We start from the raw sequence: 20,029 nt of genomic DNA on the forward strand, positions 1-20,029 counted from the left end.
TGCTTACTTTGCGCCGGTGCTGACCTGGGCCGAGGCGAAGGTCGCCATCTCGTTCAGGAAGTTGGTGGCGGCATGCAGCAGGGGCAGGGCGAGTGCGCTGCCGGTGCCTTCGCCCAGGCGCAGGCCGAGCTCCAGCAGCGGCTCGGCGCCGAGGGCGTCAAGCATCAGGCGATGACCGTTTTCGCTCGACGCGTGGGCGAAGACGCAGTAATCGAGGATCGCGGGCTGCAGGCGGCTTGCCACCAGCAGGGCGCTGGTGACGATGAAGCCGTCGATCAGCAGCACCTTGCGCAGCTCGGCCGCCTTGAGCATCGCACCCGTCATCATGGCGATCTCGAAACCGCCGAAGGTGGCCAGCACGTCGAGCGGATCGTCGGCCCCGGCATGTTGTTGCACGGCGGCGGCGATAACCTGCTGCTTGCGCCGGACGCCGTCCGGCGGCAAGCCCGTGCCGGCGCCGACGCATTGCTCCAGCGGCAGTCCGGTCAGCTTGTGCATGATGGCCGCGGCGGCAGTCGTATTCCCGATGCCCATCTCGCCGAAGCCGACCACGGTGCCGGGCAGATCGCGCGCCAGGGCCATGCCGTGCTCCAGCGCGACCTCGAGCTGCTGGCGCGACATCGCCGGCTCGGTGGCGAAGTTGCGCGTGCCTTTCGCGAGCTTGCGGTCGAGCAGGCCGGGGCGCGCGCCGAAGTCGTGGTTGACGCCGGCGTCGACCACATGCAGTGCGCAGCCGTTCTGGCGCGCGAACACGTTGATGGCGGCGCCGTCGCCCAGGAAGTTCTCGACCATTTGCCAGGTCACGTCCTGCGGGTAGGCAGAGACGCCCTCCGCGACGACGCCATGGTCGCCCGCAAATACCAGGATGGCGGGATCCGCGATGCGGATATGCGTCGTGCCCTGGATCAGGCCGAGCTGGGTGGCCAGCGTTTCGAGACGTCCCAGGCTGCCGAGCGGTTTGGTTTTGTTATTGATGGCATCGAGCAGTGCCTGCGACAGAACCGCATCGGCAGTCGGTGTAATATGGGGGAGGTGCATTGCCGGGAAGATAATTGGTGGAAAAAACGCGACGATAACATAGTCGCAGGCGTTGTCAGTCTCGCCGCGCTTTGCTATAGTTTCGTTTCTTCGACGCACATCGCAGCTTTCAAAGCAGCGACAGCGAAAGAGAAAAAAGAGGGGCTTGACGATAAACGCAGAACACCGCATAATCTCGCTTCTCTGCTGCTGACGAACACAACGCTTCGTAGCGATAGCAGAACAGAACAACGGTTCTTTAACAATCAACAGTCGATAAGTGTGGGCGTTTGATGAAGGTGCCGCTGACTTCGGTCAGTGATTACTTAAATTATCAAATTGTTCACAAAAAAGAAATACGTTGCTCAGCAATGAGTAACGGTCAGTATTTTGAGTGAGCGAAATCGATCCAGTGGATCGATTTTGAAACCGGTAGCAATGCCGGTCTCGACAAACAGAGATTGAACTGAAGAGTTTGATCCTGGCTCAGATTGAACGCTGGCGGCATGCTTTACACATGCAAGTCGAACGGCAGCACGGACTTCGGTCTGGTGGCGAGTGGCGAACGGGTGAGTAATACATCGGAACGTACCCAGAAGTGGGGGATAACGCAGCGAAAGTTGCGCTAATACCGCATACGTTCTACGGAAGAAAGTGGGGGATCGCAAGACCTCATGCTTTTGGAGCGGCCGATGTCTGATTAGCTAGTTGGTGGGGTAAAGGCCTACCAAGGCGACGATCAGTAGCTGGTCTGAGAGGACGACCAGCCACACTGGAACTGAGACACGGTCCAGACTCCTACGGGAGGCAGCAGTGGGGAATTTTGGACAATGGGCGCAAGCCTGATCCAGCAATGCCGCGTGAGTGAAGAAGGCCTTCGGGTTGTAAAGCTCTTTTGTCAGGGAAGAAACGGCTGAAGCTAATACCTTCGGCTAATGACGGTACCTGAAGAATAAGCACCGGCTAACTACGTGCCAGCAGCCGCGGTAATACGTAGGGTGCAAGCGTTAATCGGAATTACTGGGCGTAAAGCGTGCGCAGGCGGTTTTGTAAGTCTGACGTGAAAGCCCCGGGCTCAACCTGGGAATTGCGTTGGAGACTGCAAGGCTTGAATCTGGCAGAGGGGGGTAGAATTCCACGTGTAGCAGTGAAATGCGTAGAGATGTGGAGGAACACCGATGGCGAAGGCAGCCCCCTGGGTCAAGATTGACGCTCATGCACGAAAGCGTGGGGAGCAAACAGGATTAGATACCCTGGTAGTCCACGCCCTAAACGATGTCTACTAGTTGTCGGGTTTTAATTAACTTGGTAACGCAGCTAACGCGTGAAGTAGACCGCCTGGGGAGTACGGTCGCAAGATTAAAACTCAAAGGAATTGACGGGGACCCGCACAAGCGGTGGATGATGTGGATTAATTCGATGCAACGCGAAAAACCTTACCTACCCTTGACATGGAAGGAATCCTGAAGAGATTTGGGAGTGCCCGAAAGGGAACCTTCACACAGGTGCTGCATGGCTGTCGTCAGCTCGTGTCGTGAGATGTTGGGTTAAGTCCCGCAACGAGCGCAACCCTTGTCATTAGTTGCTACGCAAGAGCACTCTAATGAGACTGCCGGTGACAAACCGGAGGAAGGTGGGGATGACGTCAAGTCCTCATGGCCCTTATGGGTAGGGCTTCACACGTCATACAATGGTACATACAGAGGGCCGCCAACCCGCGAGGGGGAGCTAATCCCAGAAAGTGTATCGTAGTCCGGATCGTAGTCTGCAACTCGACTACGTGAAGTTGGAATCGCTAGTAATCGCGGATCAGCATGCCGCGGTGAATACGTTCCCGGGTCTTGTACACACCGCCCGTCACACCATGGGAGCGGGTTTTACCAGAAGTAGGTAGCTTAACCGCAAGGAGGGCGCTTACCACGGTAGGATTCGTGACTGGGGTGAAGTCGTAACAAGGTAGCCGTATCGGAAGGTGCGGCTGGATCACCTCCTTTCTAGAGTAGCACCAGAGACTAAGGTCTCATCATCAAGCGCCTACGCTTATCGGCTGTTGGAACTAAGTAGCGAGAACAGTTTGGGTCTGTAGCTCAGTCGGTTAGAGCACCGTGTTGATAACGCGGGGGTCGTTGGTTCGAATCCAACCAGACCCACCACAAGGGGGATTAGCTCAGCTGGGAGAGCACCTGCTTTGCAAGCAGGGGGTCGTCGGTTCGATCCCGTCATCCTCCACCATTTACCTGTTCGACTGCATTTATGTAAAGCCCGCGCTTTAGGTAAGTGTAGTTCTCGTTCTTTAACAATCTGGAAGAAGTAAAGTTTTTTTAAGCGTGTAAGCGAATCGGAAACGATGAGCGAGCACACTTAGGGTAGTAATCAAGTATCAACAAACATGCAATGAGCTGTACTCTTGATTTCTATGACGATCCCTTAACTCATGAGGGGCCAACGTTATAGGGACAAGCGAATAAGTGCACATGGTGGATGCCTTGGCGATTACAGGCGATGAAGGACGTAGTAGCTTGCGATAAGCTGCGGGGAGTGAGCAAACACACTTTGATCCGCAGATTTCCGAATGGGGAAACCCGGCCCTTTGGGTCATTGCATACTGAATACATAGGTATGCAAAGCGAACGCGGCGAACTGAAACATCTAAGTAGCTGCAGGAAAAGAAATCAACCGAGATTCCCAAAGTAGTGGCGAGCGAAATGGGAAGAGCCTGTACGTGATAGTCGACTGAATAGTGGAACAACCTGGAAATGTTGGCCATAGCGGGTGATAGCCCCGTACACGAAATTCAGACGGTGGTACTAAGCGTACGACAAGTAGGGCGGGACACGAGAAATCCTGTCTGAACATGGGGGGACCATCCTCCAAGGCTAAATACTCGTAATCGACCGATAGTGAACCAGTACCGTGAGGGAAAGGCGAAAAGAACCCCGGGAGGGGAGTGAAATAGATCCTGAAACCGTGTGCATACAAACAGTCGGAGCCTCTTGATGGGGTGACGGCGTACCTTTTGTATAATGGGTCAGCGACTTACATTCAGTGGCGAGGTTAACCGAATAGGGGAGCCGTAGAGAAATCGAGTCCGAACAGGGCGACAGTCGCTGGGTGTAGACCCGAAACCAGGTGATCTACCCATGGCCAGGATGAAGGTGCGGTAACACGCCCTGGAGGTCCGAACCCACTAATGTTGAAAAATTAGGGGATGAGCTGTGGGTAGGGGTGAAAGGCTAAACAAACCTGGAAATAGCTGGTTCTCTCCGAAAACTATTTAGGTAGTGCCTCAAGTATCACCATCGGGGGTAGAGCACTGTTATGGCTAGGGGGTCATTGCGACTTACCAAACCATTGCAAACTCCGAATACCGATGAGTGCGAGCTTGGGAGACAGACGTCGGGTGCTAACGTCCGGCGTCAAGAGGGAAACAACCCAGACCGCCAGCTAAGGTCCCAAAGATTGGCTAAGTGGAAAACGAAGTGGGAAGGCTAAAACAGTCAGGATGTTGGCTTAGAAGCAGCCACCATTTAAAGAAAGCGTAATAGCTCACTGATCGAGTCGTCCTGCGCGGAAGATGTAACGGGGCTAAGCCAGTCACCGAAGCTGCGGATATGTCTTTGACATATGGTAGGAGAGCGTTCTGTAAGCCTGCGAAGGTGTCTTGTGAAGGATGCTGGAGGTATCAGAAGTGCGAATGCTGACATGAGTAGCGATAATGCGGGTGAAAAGCCCGCACGCCGTAAGCCCAAGGTTTCCTGTTCAACGTTCATCGGAGCAGGGTGAGTCGGCCCCTAAGGCGAGGCAGAGATGCGTAGCTGATGGGAAGCAGGTTAATATTCCTGCACCGTCGTATGATGCGATGGGGGGACGGATCGCGGAAGGTTGTCCAGCTGTTGGAATAGCTGGTTTCTGGTTCATAGAAGGCGCTTAGGCAAATCCGGGCGCAGGATTCAAGGGACTGGGACGGGCACCCATGTGGTGCGAAGCAATCGGAAGTGGTTCCAAGAAAAGCCTCTAAGCTTCAGTCATACGAGACCGTACCGCAAACCGACACAGGTGGGCGAGATGAGTATTCTAAGGCGCTTGAGAGAACTCGGGAGAAGGAACTCGGCAAATTGGTACCGTAACTTCGGGATAAGGTACGCCCCGGTAGCTTGACCACTTTACTGTGGAAGGGTGAAAGGGTTGCAATAAACTGGTGGCTGCGACTGTTTAATAAAAACACAGCACTCTGCAAACACGAAAGTGGACGTATAGGGTGTGACGCCTGCCCGGTGCTGGAAGATTAAATGATGGGGTGCAAGCTCTTGATTGAAGTCCCAGTAAACGGCGGCCGTAACTATAACGGTCCTAAGGTAGCGAAATTCCTTGTCGGGTAAGTTCCGACCTGCACGAATGGCGTAACGATGGCCACACTGTCTCCTCCCGAGACTCAGCGAAGTTGAAATGTTTGTGATGATGCAATCTACCCGCGGCTAGACGGAAAGACCCCATGAACCTTTACTGTAGCTTTGCATTGGACTTTGAACCAATCTGTGTAGGATAGGTGGGAGGCTTTGAAGCGGGGACGCCAGTTCCCGTGGAGCCATCCTTGAAATACCACCCTGGTTTGTTTGAGGTTCTAACCTTGGTCCGTTATCCGGATCGGGGACAGTGCATGGTAGGCAGTTTGACTGGGGCGGTCTCCTCCTAAAGTGTAACGGAGGAGTTCGAAGGTACGCTAGGTACGGTCGGACATCGTGCTAATAGTGCAATGGCATAAGCGTGCTTAACTGCGAGACCGACAAGTCGAGCAGGTACGAAAGTAGGACATAGTGATCCGGTGGTTCTGTATGGAAGGGCCATCGCTCAACGGATAAAAGGTACTCTGGGGATAACAGGCTGATTCCTCCCAAGAGTTCATATCGACGGGGGAGTTTGGCACCTCGATGTCGGCTCATCACATCCTGGGGCTGTAGCCGGTCCCAAGGGTATGGCTGTTCGCCATTTAAAGTGGTACGTGAGCTGGGTTTAAAACGTCGTGAGACAGTTTGGTCCCTATCTGCCGTGGGCGTTGGAAATTTGAAGGGGGCTGCTCCTAGTACGAGAGGACCGGAGTGGACGAACCTCTGGTGTACCGGTTGTCACGCCAGTGGCATTGCCGGGTAGCTAAGTTCGGAAGAGATAACCGCTGAAAGCATCTAAGCGGGAAACTTGCCTTAAGATGAGATTTCCCGGAGCCTTGAGCTCCTTGAAGGGTCGTTCGAGACCAGGACGTTGATAGGCTGGGTGTGGAAGTGCAGTAATGCATTAAGCTAACCAGTACTAATTGCCCGTACGGCTTGTCCCTATAACCTTGGTAGGCTATAGACAAGTCAAGAATACAGCTGCAGTTTGTTGATACTGCTACCCCAAGAACAACAAGAACTTGCTTCTTCCGGATTGGTGAAGTTTGACCATGTGGTCAAATCTCACGACAAGTCAAAGCCTGATGACCATAGCAAGTCGGTCCCACCCCTTCCCATCCCGAACAGGACCGTGAAACGACTTTGCGCCGATGATAGTGCTGCAACCAGTGTGAAAGTAGGTTATCGTCAGGCTAGTTATATGAAAAACCCCACCAGGTGATCCTGGTGGGGTTTTTTGCTTTGTATTTTCAGATCACGCCCCGGCGCTATCGTTCAGGTTCTTGCGCAGGTCGACCAATTGGTCACGCAGCTGGGTCATCTCGTCCACCGAGCATTTCGTGGCGCACAGGATCTCCGGCGTCAAGGCTGCCGCATCCTGGCGCAAGGCCCGGCCCGGTTCGGTAAGAGAGACGATGACCTGCCGTTCATCCGCGCGGGCGCGCGCCCGCTGCAGCAGGCCCTGCGTTTCCATCCGTTTCAGCAGCGGCGTCAGGGTCGCTGAATCCAGGAAAAGGCGCTCGCCGATTTCCGACACCGTCAGCTCGTCCTGCTCCCACAACACCATCATGACCAGATATTGCGGATAGGTCAGTCCAAGCTTGGGCAGCAGGCCGCGGTACACGCGCATCATCGCCAGTGAGGTCGAGTACAGCGCAAAGCAGAGTTGCTCGCCAAGGACGGGGGCGGAAAAAGGGGATGCGGGAGAATTCTTCATCAATCCAATATAGATCGCACACAAGCTAGTTGCAAGCGAGGTGACCAGCGGGCCCCATGCGCTATCAATAACGGGTGCTGAAATGGCCTTCCGTCCCGTATTTACGTCGTTTCGTCGCATGAGGGCGGTTGCCGGGGGCGCTCTGGAATACGATCACCCGATGACAACCAGAGGGAGATGGCCATGGATAGACCAGCTGTGCCGGCGGCGTTGACGCCGGTTGCGAACGACGAACGCATCCAGTCGCTCGACGTCGTACGCGGCTTTGCCCTGATCGGCATTCTCCTGATGAACGTCGAGTTCTTCAACCGGGCCACCGCCTCGCTCGGATCCGGCATGCAGAGCGGTCTCTCGGGCGCGAATTTCTGGGTGAGCTATGTCGTCCAATATGCCGTCACCGGCAAATTCTGGACCATTTTCTCCCTCCTGTTCGGCATGGGATTCGCCGTCATGCTCACCAGGGCGCAGCGCGCCGGACGCAGCTTCCTGCTGCCTTATATGCGCCGCATCGCCGCACTGGCCGTCTTCGGCGCCTTGCACCACATCTTCCTGTTCGGAGGCGACATCCTGTTCAGCTATGCCGTCGCCGCGACGGCCCTCCTGATCGTGCTGTATGGGCGCGCCAAGTGGATCCTGCTGGCGCTCCTCCTGTGCGCCGGCGGCGGCTTCATCCCGCGCATGGACTGGCTGTTCGGCATCGGCGGCGGCCTGGCCTTCTTCGGCTTCGTCGCATGGTGGCTGCGCGGCGAACAGCGCATGACGCGTATCGGCAAGCCGCCGGTGATCGCATTCGTCATGATGCTGGCCGGCGTGCTTGCCGCGATCGGCGGCGCGGTCACCTGGTTCCTGCCGGCCACGCCGCCACAGGCGCGCTTCGGCCTGCCGATGCTCGGCGTCGCCTTGGTCACGCTCGGCGTCCTCACCACGCGCTACCACGCCGACAAGCCGGCGCGCCCATGGCGCATCGGTGTCGGCATCTACTGCTTCTCCTTCCTCATGATGACGGGCGCCGGCGCGTCGATGTACTTCTTCCCCGAGAAGCCGCCCGTCGCCGCCACCAAGGAGCAAGCCAAGAAGCAGAAGGAACAGGAAGCCGAACGGGCGAAGAACCGGAAGGAGCGCGAGGAGCGCATCCAGCGCGAGACCACGGTGCTCAGCAAGGGGAGCTTCGGCGAGGCCGTGAACATGCGCGCCAGGCAGTTCGTCGAAGACGCGCCGGGCCAGGTCGGCTTCGCGACCATCCTGATCGCGATGTTCCTGATCGGTACCTGGTTCGTCCGCGCGGGCATCATGGAAAAGGCCCAGGCTCACCTGCCGCTGTTCCGCAAGCTGGCGACGTTCGGCCTGCCGGTCGGCATCGGCATGGGCCTGCTGGGGTCCGCGATCGCCCTGCATGCGGTGCCGGGCTCGCGCGGCACCGACGGCTTCCAGCTGGCTTCCGGCCTGCACATGCTGGGTAACCTGCCGGCATCGATCGGCTATGTCAGCCTGGTGATCCTGATGCTCTACAGCGCGTCGCCCTTGAACAAGGTGAGCGTACTGGCCCCATTCGGCCGCATGGCCCTGACGAACTACCTGACGCAGTCGTTGGTCGCTTCGACCTTCTTCTTCGGCTACGGTTTCGGCAACTGGGGCATCTCGCGCCTTGACCAGATGCTGTTCGTGGCCGTGCTGGTCGTGGTGCAGATCGTGTTCAGCCATGTGTGGCTGTCGCGCTTCCGGTATGGTCCGATGGAATGGCTGTGGCGTGCGGTCACCTACTGGCAGATCCCGCCGATGCGCATCAAGACCCCGGTCGCCGTGCCTGCGGTGGCGACGCCGGCGTGAGGGGGCTGGCCCGACTCGGCGCGGCGCTGCTGCTGGGCACCGCGCTCCCTGTATCCGCACAGCCGGTGAAGGTGGCCGGCCTCGGCCAGCCGGCCCGGATCCTGGTGGACCGCTGGGGTGTGCCGCACATCTATGCGGCCAGCCAGGATGACGCCTTCTTCGTGCAGGGCTTCAACGCCGCCCGCGACCGCCTGTTCCAGATCGATTTGTGGCGCCGCCGCGGGCTGGGGGAGTTGGCCTCGGTCTTCGGTCCTTCCTACGTGGAGCAGGACCGGGCAGCGCGCCTGTTCCTGTACCGCGGCGGCATGGCGCAGGAGTGGGCCGCCTACGGCAAGGATGCGTACAGGACCAGCACCCGCTTCGTCGCCGGCATCAACGCCTACATCGATTACATCGGGCGCAAGCCGGAGCTGCTGCCCTTCGAGTTCCGCCAGCTCGGCTACATGCCGGCAAAGTGGCGCCCGGAAGACGTGGTGCGCATCCGCAGCCATGGGCTGACGCGCAACCTGACCCAGGAAGTCGCCCGTGCGCGCGTCGTCTGCAGCGCGGGCCTGGCGGCCGATGCCGTGCGCGCCGAGCTGTCGCCGGCATGGAGCACCCGCGTGCCCGACGGGCTCGACCCCTGCCTGCCCGACGATGCCCTCGAGGTCTTCACGCGCGCCACCGAGAACGTGCGCTTCGATCGGCGCAGGCTGCAGGTAGCGCGCGTGTTCCCGAACCAGGAGACGCTCGAGGGCAGCAACAACTGGGTGCTCGCATCGTCGTGTACCGCGACTGGCCGCCCGATCCTGGCGAACGATCCGCACCGCGCCTATGGCGCGCCCTCGCTGCGCTACATCGTGCACCTGAGTGCCCCCGGCCTCGACGTCATCGGGGCAGGGGAGCCGGCGCTGCCCGGCGTGTCGATCGGCCATAACGGCAAGGTCGCTTTCGGGCTGACCATCTTCAGCATCGACCAGGAAGACCTGTACGTCTACGAAGTCAACCCGGACAATCCGCGGCAATACCGCTACCAGGGCCGCTGGGAGAACTTCCGCGTGCTGCGCGAGAAGGTAGCGGTGCGCGGCGGGCCCCCGCGCACGGTCGAACTGCGCTTTACCCGCCACGGTCCGGTGATCCACCAGGATGCCCGCAAGCGCCGCGCGCTGGCGGTCCGCACCGCGTGGAGCGCGCCCGGTATGGCTGCCTACTTTGACAGCATCGACTACATGAAGGCCCAGGACTTTACCCAATTCCGCCGCGCGATGCGACGCTGGGGGGGGCGCCCACCGAAAACCAGGTGTATGCCGATACGGCCGGGAACATCGGCTGGGTCGTGGGCGGCCTGGCGCCGGTGCGTCCGAACTGGGATGGCCTGATGCCGGTCCCAGGGGATGGCCGATATGAATGGGACGGCTTCCTCGACGGCGCGCAGCTGCCCTATGTGCTCAATCCGAAGCAGGGCTGGCTCGCCTCGGCCAACGAGATGAACCTGCCGGCCGGCTTCCCCTACCGGGAGCACAAGCTCGGCTTCGAATGGCCGGACAATGCGCGCGCGCGGCGGATCACGGAGGTCTTGTCGACGACGCCCAGGGCGAGCATGGAAGACATGGAGCGCCTGCAGAACGACGTGGTATCGCTGAACGCGCGCCGCCTGGTAGCCCTGCTCGCGCCGCTGTCGTCGCCGGACCGGAAGACCCAGGCGGCGCTACGGCTGCTGTCCGCATGGGATGGCGAGGAGAAGGCCACGTCCGCAGCTGCGGCCCTGTACGAGGTATGGTGGTCGCGCCACCTCGGCCAGGCCTTCAAGGAAGCGGTACTCGCACCGGCCGCGGCGCTGAGCTTCGACGCGCCGCATGCGAGCGTGCTGCTCGCGGCCCTGGCAAACCCGACGCAGCGCTTCGGCGCGGATGCGGTCCGCAAGCGTAACGCGGTCCTGCTCGCCAGCCTGGCGCGGGCGTGGGCGGAAGTGGAGGCCTTGCTGGGACCGGATCCAGCGCGCTGGCAATGGGGCAAACTGCACTTCAGCCATTTCGTGCATCCGATGACGCCGATCCTCGACCCGGCCGAACGGACCCGGGTGAATGTCGGTCCGCTGCCGCGCGGCGGTGGCGCCTATACGGTCAACGTGTCGGGCTATCACGCCGACAGCTTCTGGCAGGCCCACGGGCCATCCTTCCGCATGGTGCTCGATGTCGGCAACTGGGACAACTCGCGTGCGATCAACACGCCCGGCCAGTCCGGCGACCCGGCCAGCCCCCATTACCGCGATCTCGCCCAGCCCTGGGCCGAGGGGAAGTACTTCCCGCTGCTGTACGCGCGCGACGCTGTGGAGAAGGCGGCGAGACAAGTCATCGAACTGCTGCCGGCACCTTGAAGAAAGGGGCTTGCAAGTGGTCGCGCGCTTTGTTATAGTTCGCGTCCGCTTTGTTTCGAGCAAAAAAACGTTAACGTAATCAAGTGGTTACGAAGACAAGCTCAAGAGAAATTCTAGAAACGAAGCGAACGAGGGGTTGACGAGTTAAGCGAAACACTGCATAATCTCACTTCTCTGCTGCTGACGAACACAACGCTTCGTAAGGTGCAGCAAGGTAGTACAGAACACAGTTCTTTAACAATCAACAGTCGATAAGTGTGGGCGTTTGATGAAGGTGCCGCTGACTTCGGTCAGTGATTACTTAAATTATCAAATGTTCACAAGAAATAAACGTAAATCTTCGCAAGAAGGTTTCGTCAGTATTTTGAGTGAGCGAAATCGATCCAGTGGATCGATTTCGAAACCGGTAGCAATACCGATTTCGACAAACAGAGATTGAACTGAAGAGTTTGATCCTGGCTCAGATTGAACGCTGGCGGCATGCTTTACACATGCAAGTCGAACGGCAGCACGGACTTCGGTCTGGTGGCGAGTGGCGAACGGGTGAGTAATACATCGGAACGTACCCAGAAGTGGGGGATAACGCAGCGAAAGTTGCGCTAATACCGCATACGTTCTACGGAAGAAAGTGGGGGATCGCAAGACCTCATGCTTTTGGAGCGGCCGATGTCTGATTAGCTAGTTGGTGGGGTAAAGGCCTACCAAGGCGACGATCAGTAGCTGGTCTGAGAGGACGACCAGCCACACTGGAACTGAGACACGGTCCAGACTCCTACGGGAGGCAGCAGTGGGGAATTTTGGACAATGGGCGCAAGCCTGATCCAGCAATGCCGCGTGAGTGAAGAAGGCCTTCGGGTTGTAAAGCTCTTTTGTCAGGGAAGAAACGGCTGAGGCTAATACCTTCGGCTAATGACGGTACCTGAAGAATAAGCACCGGCTAACTACGTGCCAGCAGCCGCGGTAATACGTAGGGTGCAAGCGTTAATCGGAATTACTGGGCGTAAAGCGTGCGCAGGCGGTTTTGTAAGTCTGACGTGAAAGCCCCGGGCTCAACCTGGGAATTGCGTTGGAGACTGCAAGGCTTGAATCTGGCAGAGGGGGGTAGAATTCCACGTGTAGCAGTGAAATGCGTAGAGATGTGGAGGAACACCGATGGCGAAGGCAGCCCCCTGGGTCAAGATTGACGCTCATGCACGAAAGCGTGGGGAGCAAACAGGATTAGATACCCTGGTAGTCCACGCCCTAAACGATGTCTACTAGTTGTCGGGTTTTAATTAACTTGGTAACGCAGCTAACGCGTGAAGTAGACCGCCTGGGGAGTACGGTCGCAAGATTAAAACTCAAAGGAATTGACGGGGACCCGCACAAGCGGTGGATGATGTGGATTAATTCGATGCAACGCGAAAAACCTTACCTACCCTTGACATGGAAGGAATCCTGAAGAGATTTGGGAGTGCCCGAAAGGGAACCTTCACACAGGTGCTGCATGGCTGTCGTCAGCTCGTGTCGTGAGATGTTGGGTTAAGTCCCGCAACGAGCGCAACCCTTGTCATTAGTTGCTACGCAAGAGCACTCTAATGAGACTGCCGGTGACAAACCGGAGGAAGGTGGGGATGACGTCAAGTCCTCATGGCCCTTATGGGTAGGGCTTCACACGTCATACAATGGTACATACAGAGGGCCGCCAACCCGCGAGGGGGAGCTAATCCCAGAAAGTGTATCGTAGTCCGGATCGTAGTCTGCAACTCGACTACGTGAAGTTGGAATCGCTAGTAATCGCGGATCAGCATGCCGCGGTGAATACGTTCCCGGGTCTTGTACACACCGCCCGTCACACCATGGGAGCGGGTTTTACCAGAAGTAGGTAGCTTAACCGCAAGGAGGGCGCTTACCACGGTAGGATTCGTGACTGGGGTGAAGTCGTAACAAGGTAGCCGTATCGGAAGGTGCGGCTGGATCACCTCCTTTCTAGAGTAGCACCGGAAGCGAAAGCTTCAGCATCAAACGTTCACACTTATCGGCTGTTGACTGGACTGTGCTTATTCAAGGCCCTGGTCTTCGATAAGTGTAGTTCTCGTTCTTTAACAATCTGGAAGAAGTAAAGTTTTTTTAAGCGTGCATGTAAAAGTGCACACTTAGGGTAGTAATCAAGTATCAACAAACATGCAATGAGCTGTACTCTTGATTTCTATGACGATCCCTTAACTCATGAGGGGCCAACGTTATAGGGACAAGCGAATAAGTGCACATGGTGGATGCCTTGGCGATTACAGGCGATGAAGGACGTAGTAGCTTGCGATAAGCTGCGGGGAGTGAGCAAACACACTTTGATCCGCAGATTTCCGAATGGGGAAACCCGGCCCTTTGGGTCATTGCATACTGAATACATAGGTATGCAAAGCGAACGCGGCGAACTGAAACATCTAAGTAGCTGCAGGAAAAGAAATCAACCGAGATTCCCAAAGTAGTGGCGAGCGAAATGGGAAGAGCCTGTACGTGATAGTCGATTGAATAGTGGAACAACCTGGAAATGTTGGCCATAGCGGGTGATAGCCCCGTACACGAAATTCAGACGGTGGTACTAAGCGTACGACAAGTAGGGCGGGACACGAGAAATCCTGTCTGAACATGGGGGGACCATCCTCCAAGGCTAAATACTCGTAATCGACCGATAGTGAACCAGTACCGTGAGGGAAAGGCGAAAAGAACCCCGGGAGGGGAGTGAAATAGATCCTGAAACCGTGTGCATACAAACAGTCGGAGCCTCTTTATGGGGTGACGGCGTACCTTTTGTATAATGGGTCAGCGACTTACATTCAGTGGCGAGGTTAACCGAATAGGGGAGCCGTAGAGAAATCGAGTCCGAACAGGGCGACAGTCGCTGGGTGTAGACCCGAAACCAGGTGATCTACCCATGGCCAGGATGAAGGTGCGGTAACACGCCCTGGAGGTCCGAACCCACTAATGTTGAAAAATTAGGGGATGAGCTGTGGGTAGGGGTGAAAGGCTAAACAAACCTGGAAATAGCTGGTTCTCTCCGAAAACTATTTAGGTAGTGCCTCAAGTATCACCATCGGGGGTAGAGCACTGTTATGGCTAGGGGGTCATTGCGACTTACCAAACCATTGCAAACTCCGAATACCGATGAGTGCGAGCTTGGGAGACAGACGTCGGGTGCTAACGTCCGGCGTCAAGAGGGAAACAACCCAGACCGCCAGCTAAGGTCCCAAAGATTGGCTAAGTGGAAAACGAAGTGGGAAGGCTAAAACAGTCAGGATGTTGGCTTAGAAGCAGCCACCATTTAAAGAAAGCGTAATAGCTCACTGATCGAGTCGTCCTGCGCGGAAGATGTAACGGGGCTAAGCCAGTCACCGAAGCTGCGGATATGTCTTTGACATATGGTAGGAGAGCGTTCTGTAAGCCTGCGAAGGTGTCTTGTGAAGGATGCTGGAGGTATCAGAAGTGCGAATGCTGACATGAGTAGCGATAATGCGGGTGAAAAGCCCGCACGCCGTAAGCCCAAGGTTTCCTGTTCAACGTTCATCGGAGCAGGGTGAGTCGGCCCCTAAGGCGAGGCAGAGATGCGTAGCTGATGGGAAGCAGGTTAATATTCCTGCACCGTCGTATGATGCGATGGGGGGACGGATCGCGGAAGGTTGTCCAGCTGTTGGAATAGCTGGTTTCTGGTTCATAGAAGGCGCTTAGGCAAATCCGGGCGCAGGATTCAAGGGACTGGGACGGGCACCCATGTGGTGCGAAGCAATCGGAAGTGGTTCCAAGAAAAGCCTCTAAGCTTCAGTCATACGAGACCGTACCGCAAACCGACACAGGTGGGCGAGATGAGTATTCTAAGGCGCTTGAGAGAACTCGGGAGAAGGAACTCGGCAAATTGGTACCGTAACTTCGGGATAAGGTACGCCCCGGTAGCTTGACCACTTTACTGTGGAAGGGTGAAAGGGTTGCAATAAACTGGTGGCTGCGACTGTTTAATAAAAACACAGCACTCTGCAAACACGAAAGTGGACGTATAGGGTGTGACGCCTGCCCGGTGCTGGAAGATTAAATGATGGGGTGCAAGCTCTTGATTGAAGTCCCAGTAAACGGCGGCCGTAACTATAACGGTCCTAAGGTAGCGAAATTCCTTGTCGGGTAAGTTCCGACCTGCACGAATGGCGTAACGATGGCCACACTGTCTCCTCCCGAGACTCAGCGAAGTTGAAATGTTTGTGATGATGCAATCTACCCGCGGCTAGACGGAAAGACCCCATGAACCTTTACTGTAGCTTTGCATTGGACTTTGAACCAATCTGTGTAGGATAGGTGGGAGGCTTTGAAGCGGGGACGCCAGTTCCCGTGGAGCCATCCTTGAAATACCACCCTGGTTTGTTTGAGGTTCTAACCTTGGTCCGTTATCCGGATCGGGGACAGTGCATGGTAGGCAGTTTGACTGGGGCGGTCTCCTCCTAAAGTGTAACGGAGGAGTTCGAAGGTACGCTAGGTACGGTCGGACATCGTGCTAATAGTGCAATGGCATAAGCGTGCTTAACTGCGAGACCGACAAGTCGAGCAGGTACGAAAGTAGGACATAGTGATCCGGTGGTTCTGTATGGAAGGGCCATCGCTCAACGGATAAAAGGTACTCTGGGGATAACAGGCTGATTCCTCCCAAGAGTTCATATCGACGGGGGAGTTTGGCACCTCGATGTCGGCTCATCACATCCTGGGGCTGTAGCCGGTCCCAAGGGTATGGCTGTTCGCCATTTAAAGTGGTACGTGAGCTGGGTTTAAAACGTCGTGAGACAGTTTGGTCCCTATCTGCCGTGGGCGTTGGAAATTTGAAGGGGGCTGCTCCTAGTACGAGAGGACCGGAGTGGACGAACCTCTGGTGTACCGGTTGTCACGCCAGTGGCATTGCCGGGTAGCTAAGTTCGGAAGAGATAACCGCTGAAAGCATCTAAGCGGGAAACTTGCCTTAAGATGAGATTTCCCGGAGCCTTGAGCTCCTTGAAGGGTCGTTCGAGACCAGGACGTTGATAGGCTGGGTGTGGAAGTGCAGTAATGCATTAAGCTAACCAGTACTAATTGCCCGTACGGCTTGTCCCTATAACCTTGGTAGGCTATAGACAAGTCAAGAATACAGCTGCAGTTTGTTGATACTGCTACCCCAAGAACAACAAGAACTTGCTTCTTCCGGATTGGTGAAGTTTGACCATGTGGTCAAATCTCACGACAAGTCAAAGCCTGATGACCATAGCAAGTCGGTCCCACCCCTTCCCATCCCGAACAGGACCGTGAAACGACTTTGCGCCGATGATAGTGCTGCAACCAGTGTGAAAGTAGGTTATCGTCAGGCTAGTTATAAAGCAAAGCCCGCTCAGTTGATATTGAGCGGGCTTTTTGCGTTTCTGCGCGCGCGGCAGGCACGTCGGGCAGACGTAAAAAAGCGGAGCTGACGCCCCGCTCATCGACCTGCCGCGACAGCGCTACACGCCCCAAAGAACGTCGGTATGCTGGTCGCGGGCAGAGCGCAGCATTTCCAGCAGCGGGAAGGCGCGCGTCGAGAAGGTCACGACTTCAATCGGTTCGTGCTCGTTGTCCTCGGTGTCGCCATGGTGGGCTTGCACGTCGCGTTCGACCTGTTCCGAAATCTGGTGCTTGCGGCTTTCCTCGATTTCGCCCTCGAGCAGCGCGACTGCGCGAGGCGCTTCTTCCGCGGTGATGACGCCGCGTTCCGTATCCTTGTGTAGCAGGTCCAGGATACGTTTGGCATGTTCCTGGTACATCAGAACCTCAGGATAGGATTTGCATTTAAATGTAATCAACATAGCTGTGCCCATTGATTTGATAGTGATTAAACGATAACACGACTTGGAAATGCTTTCAGCCCGCGCACGCACTTAAGGGCGTGGCCGACGCAAGAGCCAGGATACGCCCAGCGTTGCCAATGCACCCAAGGCCGCAAAGCATGCAGCGACGATGGTCCGATCGGACGGGCCGGCTGCGATCGACGCCAGGGACCAGGCCAGGGCGCCCCAGGACAGGCTGTTGAACGCCCCGAGGATCGAGCTCAGGAAGTCACCTTTCCCCCGTGCCACGTAATCGCTGCGCAAACCCGGCCGGCCGCACCAGTGCATGATCACGGCCGCCGCGCACACTGCGCCGATCACGGCCCCGGCCGCGCCCATTCCGGCGAGTGGCGCACGCACGACCAGCCATGCCAGTGGCCCCAGCACCAGGAACAGGCAGGGCAACACCGCCGCCGCCAGCTTGGCATTGCGCACCGTCACTTGCGGTGCGGGCGAGAGGCGCAACAGGTCGGGGGCGTCTTCCGCCGATACGGTAACCCAGGCCGGGGAGGCCGTCAGTGAACTGCACAGCAGCGTCAGGCCGGCCGCCAGCGCCGGCAATTGCACCTCGCTGCGTTTGAAGATGATGAAGAACAGCGGCAGCAGATAGATCAGCTGCAGCGCGACATGCGAGATGAGCTGGGGATCGCGCAGGATCAGGCGCCATTCCTTGAGCAGCATCGTCATGAACAGGCCGCGGCCGAAGCGGAAACGCAGCCCGCCCGCGGGCCGGCGCGCCGCGCGGCTGGCGGACGCGGCCTGCTGCAGGCCATGGACGAAGAAGCGGTGTGCCCGTGCCGCGGTGAACAGGAAAGCGGCCGTCGCCACAGCCACGATGCCCAGCACGGGCAGCGGCTCGCCCAACAGTGCACGGCCCGGTAGCCATACCGGACTGCCGGCACCCAGCGGACCGTCCTCGGCAAAGGCACGCGCAAACGCGGCCGCGGCGCGCCTCTCCATCGAGCGCGACAGATTGGCGAACAGCTGGGACAGGATGAAGATGAGCGCACCGGCCAGGGCGCCGATCACCTGCGCGACGATGCGCGTGCGCCGTGCGCCGATCAGCCGCACCAGCCCGAGCGTGAGCAGCATGGCGGCGCAGGCCACAAACGTCGCGGTCCCCAGCAGGACCGGATAGACGGCAAGCCAGCCGACCTGGCCGAGCAGTGCGCCCGTATGGGCGAAAGGCGCCAGGAAGAACAGGTAGAGGGCGGCGGTACCCGCGGCGACCGTGCCGAGGCGTACCGTGAAGATGCTGTGCGAGGGCAGGGGCGATGACAGCAGCAGGTCGAGGTCGCCCCGCTCGAACAGCACCTGCACGCTCGACTTCAGGGCGCTGGAGAGCATGAAGGTCATGCTGCCGTACAGCAGCGCGCTCAGCGCGACCAGCACCCGCGGGTCGCGCGGATCGATGGCGGCCGTGCGCGACACGATCAACCAGGCGATCGCATGCAGCGCCAGCCAGGCCAGTCCGATCAAGGCGAGTCCGGCCAGCCCGGGGCGCCGTTGTGACTTCTGCGACTTGGAGAAGCCCGCGCTGAACCACATGAGCCGCAGCTCGTGGCGGAACAGCCAGGGGATGCTGCCCGCTTGTGCACTCATAAGCATGCGCTCATGGCTGCGCGGTCAGCTGCAGGAACACGTCCTCGAGGCTGCCGCCGCTGGTGCGCTCGCGCAGTTCGGCCAGCGTGCCTTCCGCGATCAGGCAGCCCTCGCGGATGATCCCGATGCGCTGCGCCAGCCGTTCCGCCACCTCGAGGATGTGGGTGGTGAGGATGACGGTGCCGCCCTTGGCCACATGCGACAGCAGCAGATCCTTCACCTGGCGCGCGGCGGCCGCGTCGAGCCCGGTCAGCGGTTCGTCGAGGATGAGCAATTCGGGTTCGTGGATCAGCGAGCCGGCCAGCGCCAGCTTCTGCTTCATCCCGCGCGAAAAGCCTTCCGTCAGTTCGTGCGCATGCGGGCTCAGCTCGAGCCAGTCGAGCAGTTCGCGTGCGCGCGGCTCGGCAGCGCGCGCCTCCACGCCCCACAGGCCGGCCACGAACTCGAGGTATTCGGTGGGCTTGAGCTTCCCGTACAACATGGGGTCATCGGGGAGATAAGCCATCTTGCGCTTGGCTTCCTGCGGCGCTTGCGCCAGGTCGACGCCGAGCACCTCGATGCGGCCGGCATCCGGCGCCACCAGTCCGGTCACCATGCGCAGCGTCGTGGTCTTCCCGGCGCCGTTCGGGCCGAGCAGCGCGTACAGCTCGCCGCGCCGCACCTCCAGGTCCAGCCCGTCGACCGCCGGACGCCCGAAGGACTTGCACAGGCCGCCCGTGCGCAGGGCCGGAGCAGCGTGCGCCATCATTGCGGCTTGAACGAAGACAGGAACTGCTCGGTGTGCTCGGGCGGCATCGCGCCCGGCGTGCCCACCACGATCACCTGGTAGACGCGCGTGCCTTTGGCGACGAAGCGCCCGACCAGGCGCACCGGTCCGCTGTTGCCCTTGCCGACCGCATCGACGTCCAGCGCCCCGCCAGCGGGCGCCGCGCCGTTCTGTTCGGCGGCATCGCCGGCCCCGATATTGCGCAGCAGGGCCTGGCGCATTGCGGGCAGGGTAGCCTGGGCCAGGGCGGCATCCGGCGCCACCGCGGTGCCGACGGCGAATGTGGTGCCCTCCACTTCGGCGGCCGTCATCGTCATGTCGACCTTGATGCCGCCCAGGTCGATGCCGCGGGTGTGGGTCGCCGGCTTGGCCGGGAACAGCACCTTGTAGGCGCCTTCGGCGCTGGTGTAGTCGCGCCAGTTATAGGTAGGCGAGCAGCCCGCGAGCAGCACCGCGGACAGCGAAGCGAGGACCAGTTGTTTGATGTGCATGCCACGATGGTAACAGGAGGCG

The 20,029-nt window shown here is 58.4% G+C and carries 7 protein-coding genes, 2 tRNA genes, 6 rRNA genes and 1 pseudogene; 10 read left to right on the forward strand and 6 right to left on the reverse strand.

What is annotated here, in order from left to right:
- Positions 1-3 precede the first annotated feature (3 nt).
- Positions 4-1,038: a nicotinate-nucleotide--dimethylbenzimidazole phosphoribosyltransferase gene (cobT, locus tag MasN3_RS05000; RefSeq protein ID WP_281912784.1), complete on the reverse strand. Its 1,035-nt coding sequence runs from the start codon at positions 1,036-1,038 to the stop codon at positions 4-6.
- Positions 1,039-1,480: 442 nt separating this feature from the next.
- On the opposite strand from cobT, the gene MasN3_RS05005 reads away from it, so the two are divergent.
- From MasN3_RS05005 to rrf (MasN3_RS05025), 5 genes are all read left to right on the forward strand, one after another.
- Positions 1,481-3,011: ribosomal RNA gene (locus MasN3_RS05005) — 16S ribosomal RNA — on the forward strand.
- Positions 3,012-3,093: 82 nt separating this feature from the next.
- Positions 3,094-3,170: transfer RNA gene (locus tag MasN3_RS05010), tRNA-Ile, on the forward strand.
- Positions 3,171-3,173: 3 nt separating this feature from the next.
- Positions 3,174-3,249 (forward strand) — tRNA-Ala (locus MasN3_RS05015).
- 222 nt (positions 3,250-3,471) lie between these two features.
- Positions 3,472-6,346: ribosomal RNA gene (locus MasN3_RS05020) — 23S ribosomal RNA — on the forward strand.
- A 137-nt stretch (positions 6,347-6,483) separates the two neighbouring features.
- Positions 6,484-6,596 (forward strand): 5S ribosomal RNA (rrf, locus tag MasN3_RS05025).
- Together the 16S, 23S and 5S rRNA genes with 2 tRNA genes alongside form the textbook arrangement of a ribosomal RNA operon.
- Positions 6,597-6,657: 61 nt before the next feature.
- On the opposite strand, the gene MasN3_RS05030 is transcribed toward rrf (MasN3_RS05025), so the two are convergent.
- Complete coding sequence (locus MasN3_RS05030; RefSeq protein ID WP_281914438.1) at positions 6,658-7,119, reverse strand: MarR family winged helix-turn-helix transcriptional regulator; 462 nt, start codon at positions 7,117-7,119, stop codon at positions 6,658-6,660.
- Between the two features lie 183 nt (positions 7,120-7,302).
- Here MasN3_RS05030 and MasN3_RS05035 point away from each other — a divergent pair, with 183 nt between their 5' ends.
- From MasN3_RS05035 to rrf (MasN3_RS05055), 5 genes and pseudogenes are all read left to right on the forward strand, one after another.
- Positions 7,303-8,946, forward strand: a complete 1,644-nt coding sequence (locus MasN3_RS05035) for a DUF418 domain-containing protein (protein WP_281912785.1) — start codon at positions 7,303-7,305, stop codon at positions 8,944-8,946.
- Positions 8,856-11,302: pseudogene (locus MasN3_RS05040) on the forward strand (penicillin acylase family protein). Before MasN3_RS05035 ends, MasN3_RS05040 begins: the two are co-directional and overlap by 91 nt.
- Before the next feature lie 437 nt (positions 11,303-11,739).
- Positions 11,740-13,270: ribosomal RNA gene (locus MasN3_RS05045) — 16S ribosomal RNA — on the forward strand.
- 260 nt (positions 13,271-13,530) lie between these two features.
- A 23S ribosomal RNA gene (locus MasN3_RS05050) occupies positions 13,531-16,405 on the forward strand.
- 137 nt (positions 16,406-16,542) lie between these two features.
- Positions 16,543-16,655, forward strand: a 5S ribosomal RNA gene (rrf, locus tag MasN3_RS05055).
- Positions 16,656-16,785: 130 nt separating this feature from the next.
- On the opposite strand, the gene MasN3_RS05060 is transcribed toward rrf (MasN3_RS05055), so the two are convergent.
- The 4 genes from MasN3_RS05060 to MasN3_RS05075 all read right to left on the reverse strand — a co-directional run bounded on the left by MasN3_RS05060 (position 16,786) and on the right by MasN3_RS05075 (position 20,007).
- Complete coding sequence (locus MasN3_RS05060; protein ID WP_281912786.1) at positions 16,786-17,127, reverse strand: DUF1840 domain-containing protein; 342 nt, start codon at positions 17,125-17,127, stop codon at positions 16,786-16,788.
- Between the two features lie 72 nt (positions 17,128-17,199).
- A complete protein-coding gene (locus tag MasN3_RS05065; protein WP_281912787.1) occupies positions 17,200-18,750 on the reverse strand; it encodes a hypothetical protein in 1,551 nt (516 codons plus the stop codon).
- Positions 18,751-18,760: 10 nt separating this feature from the next.
- Positions 18,761-19,495, reverse strand: coding sequence for an ABC transporter ATP-binding protein (locus MasN3_RS05070; RefSeq protein ID WP_281912788.1), 735 nt, complete (start codon positions 19,493-19,495; stop codon positions 18,761-18,763).
- Entirely contained in the window at positions 19,495-20,007 is a 513-nt protein-coding gene (locus MasN3_RS05075; protein WP_281912789.1) for a hypothetical protein, read from the reverse strand. Before MasN3_RS05075 ends, MasN3_RS05070 begins: the two co-directional genes overlap by 1 nt.
- Positions 20,008-20,029 lie beyond the last annotated feature (22 nt).

Source organism: Massilia varians (assembly GCF_027923905.1).
In the GTDB taxonomy this organism is placed as follows: domain Bacteria; phylum Pseudomonadota; class Gammaproteobacteria; order Burkholderiales; family Burkholderiaceae_D; genus Telluria; species Telluria varians_B.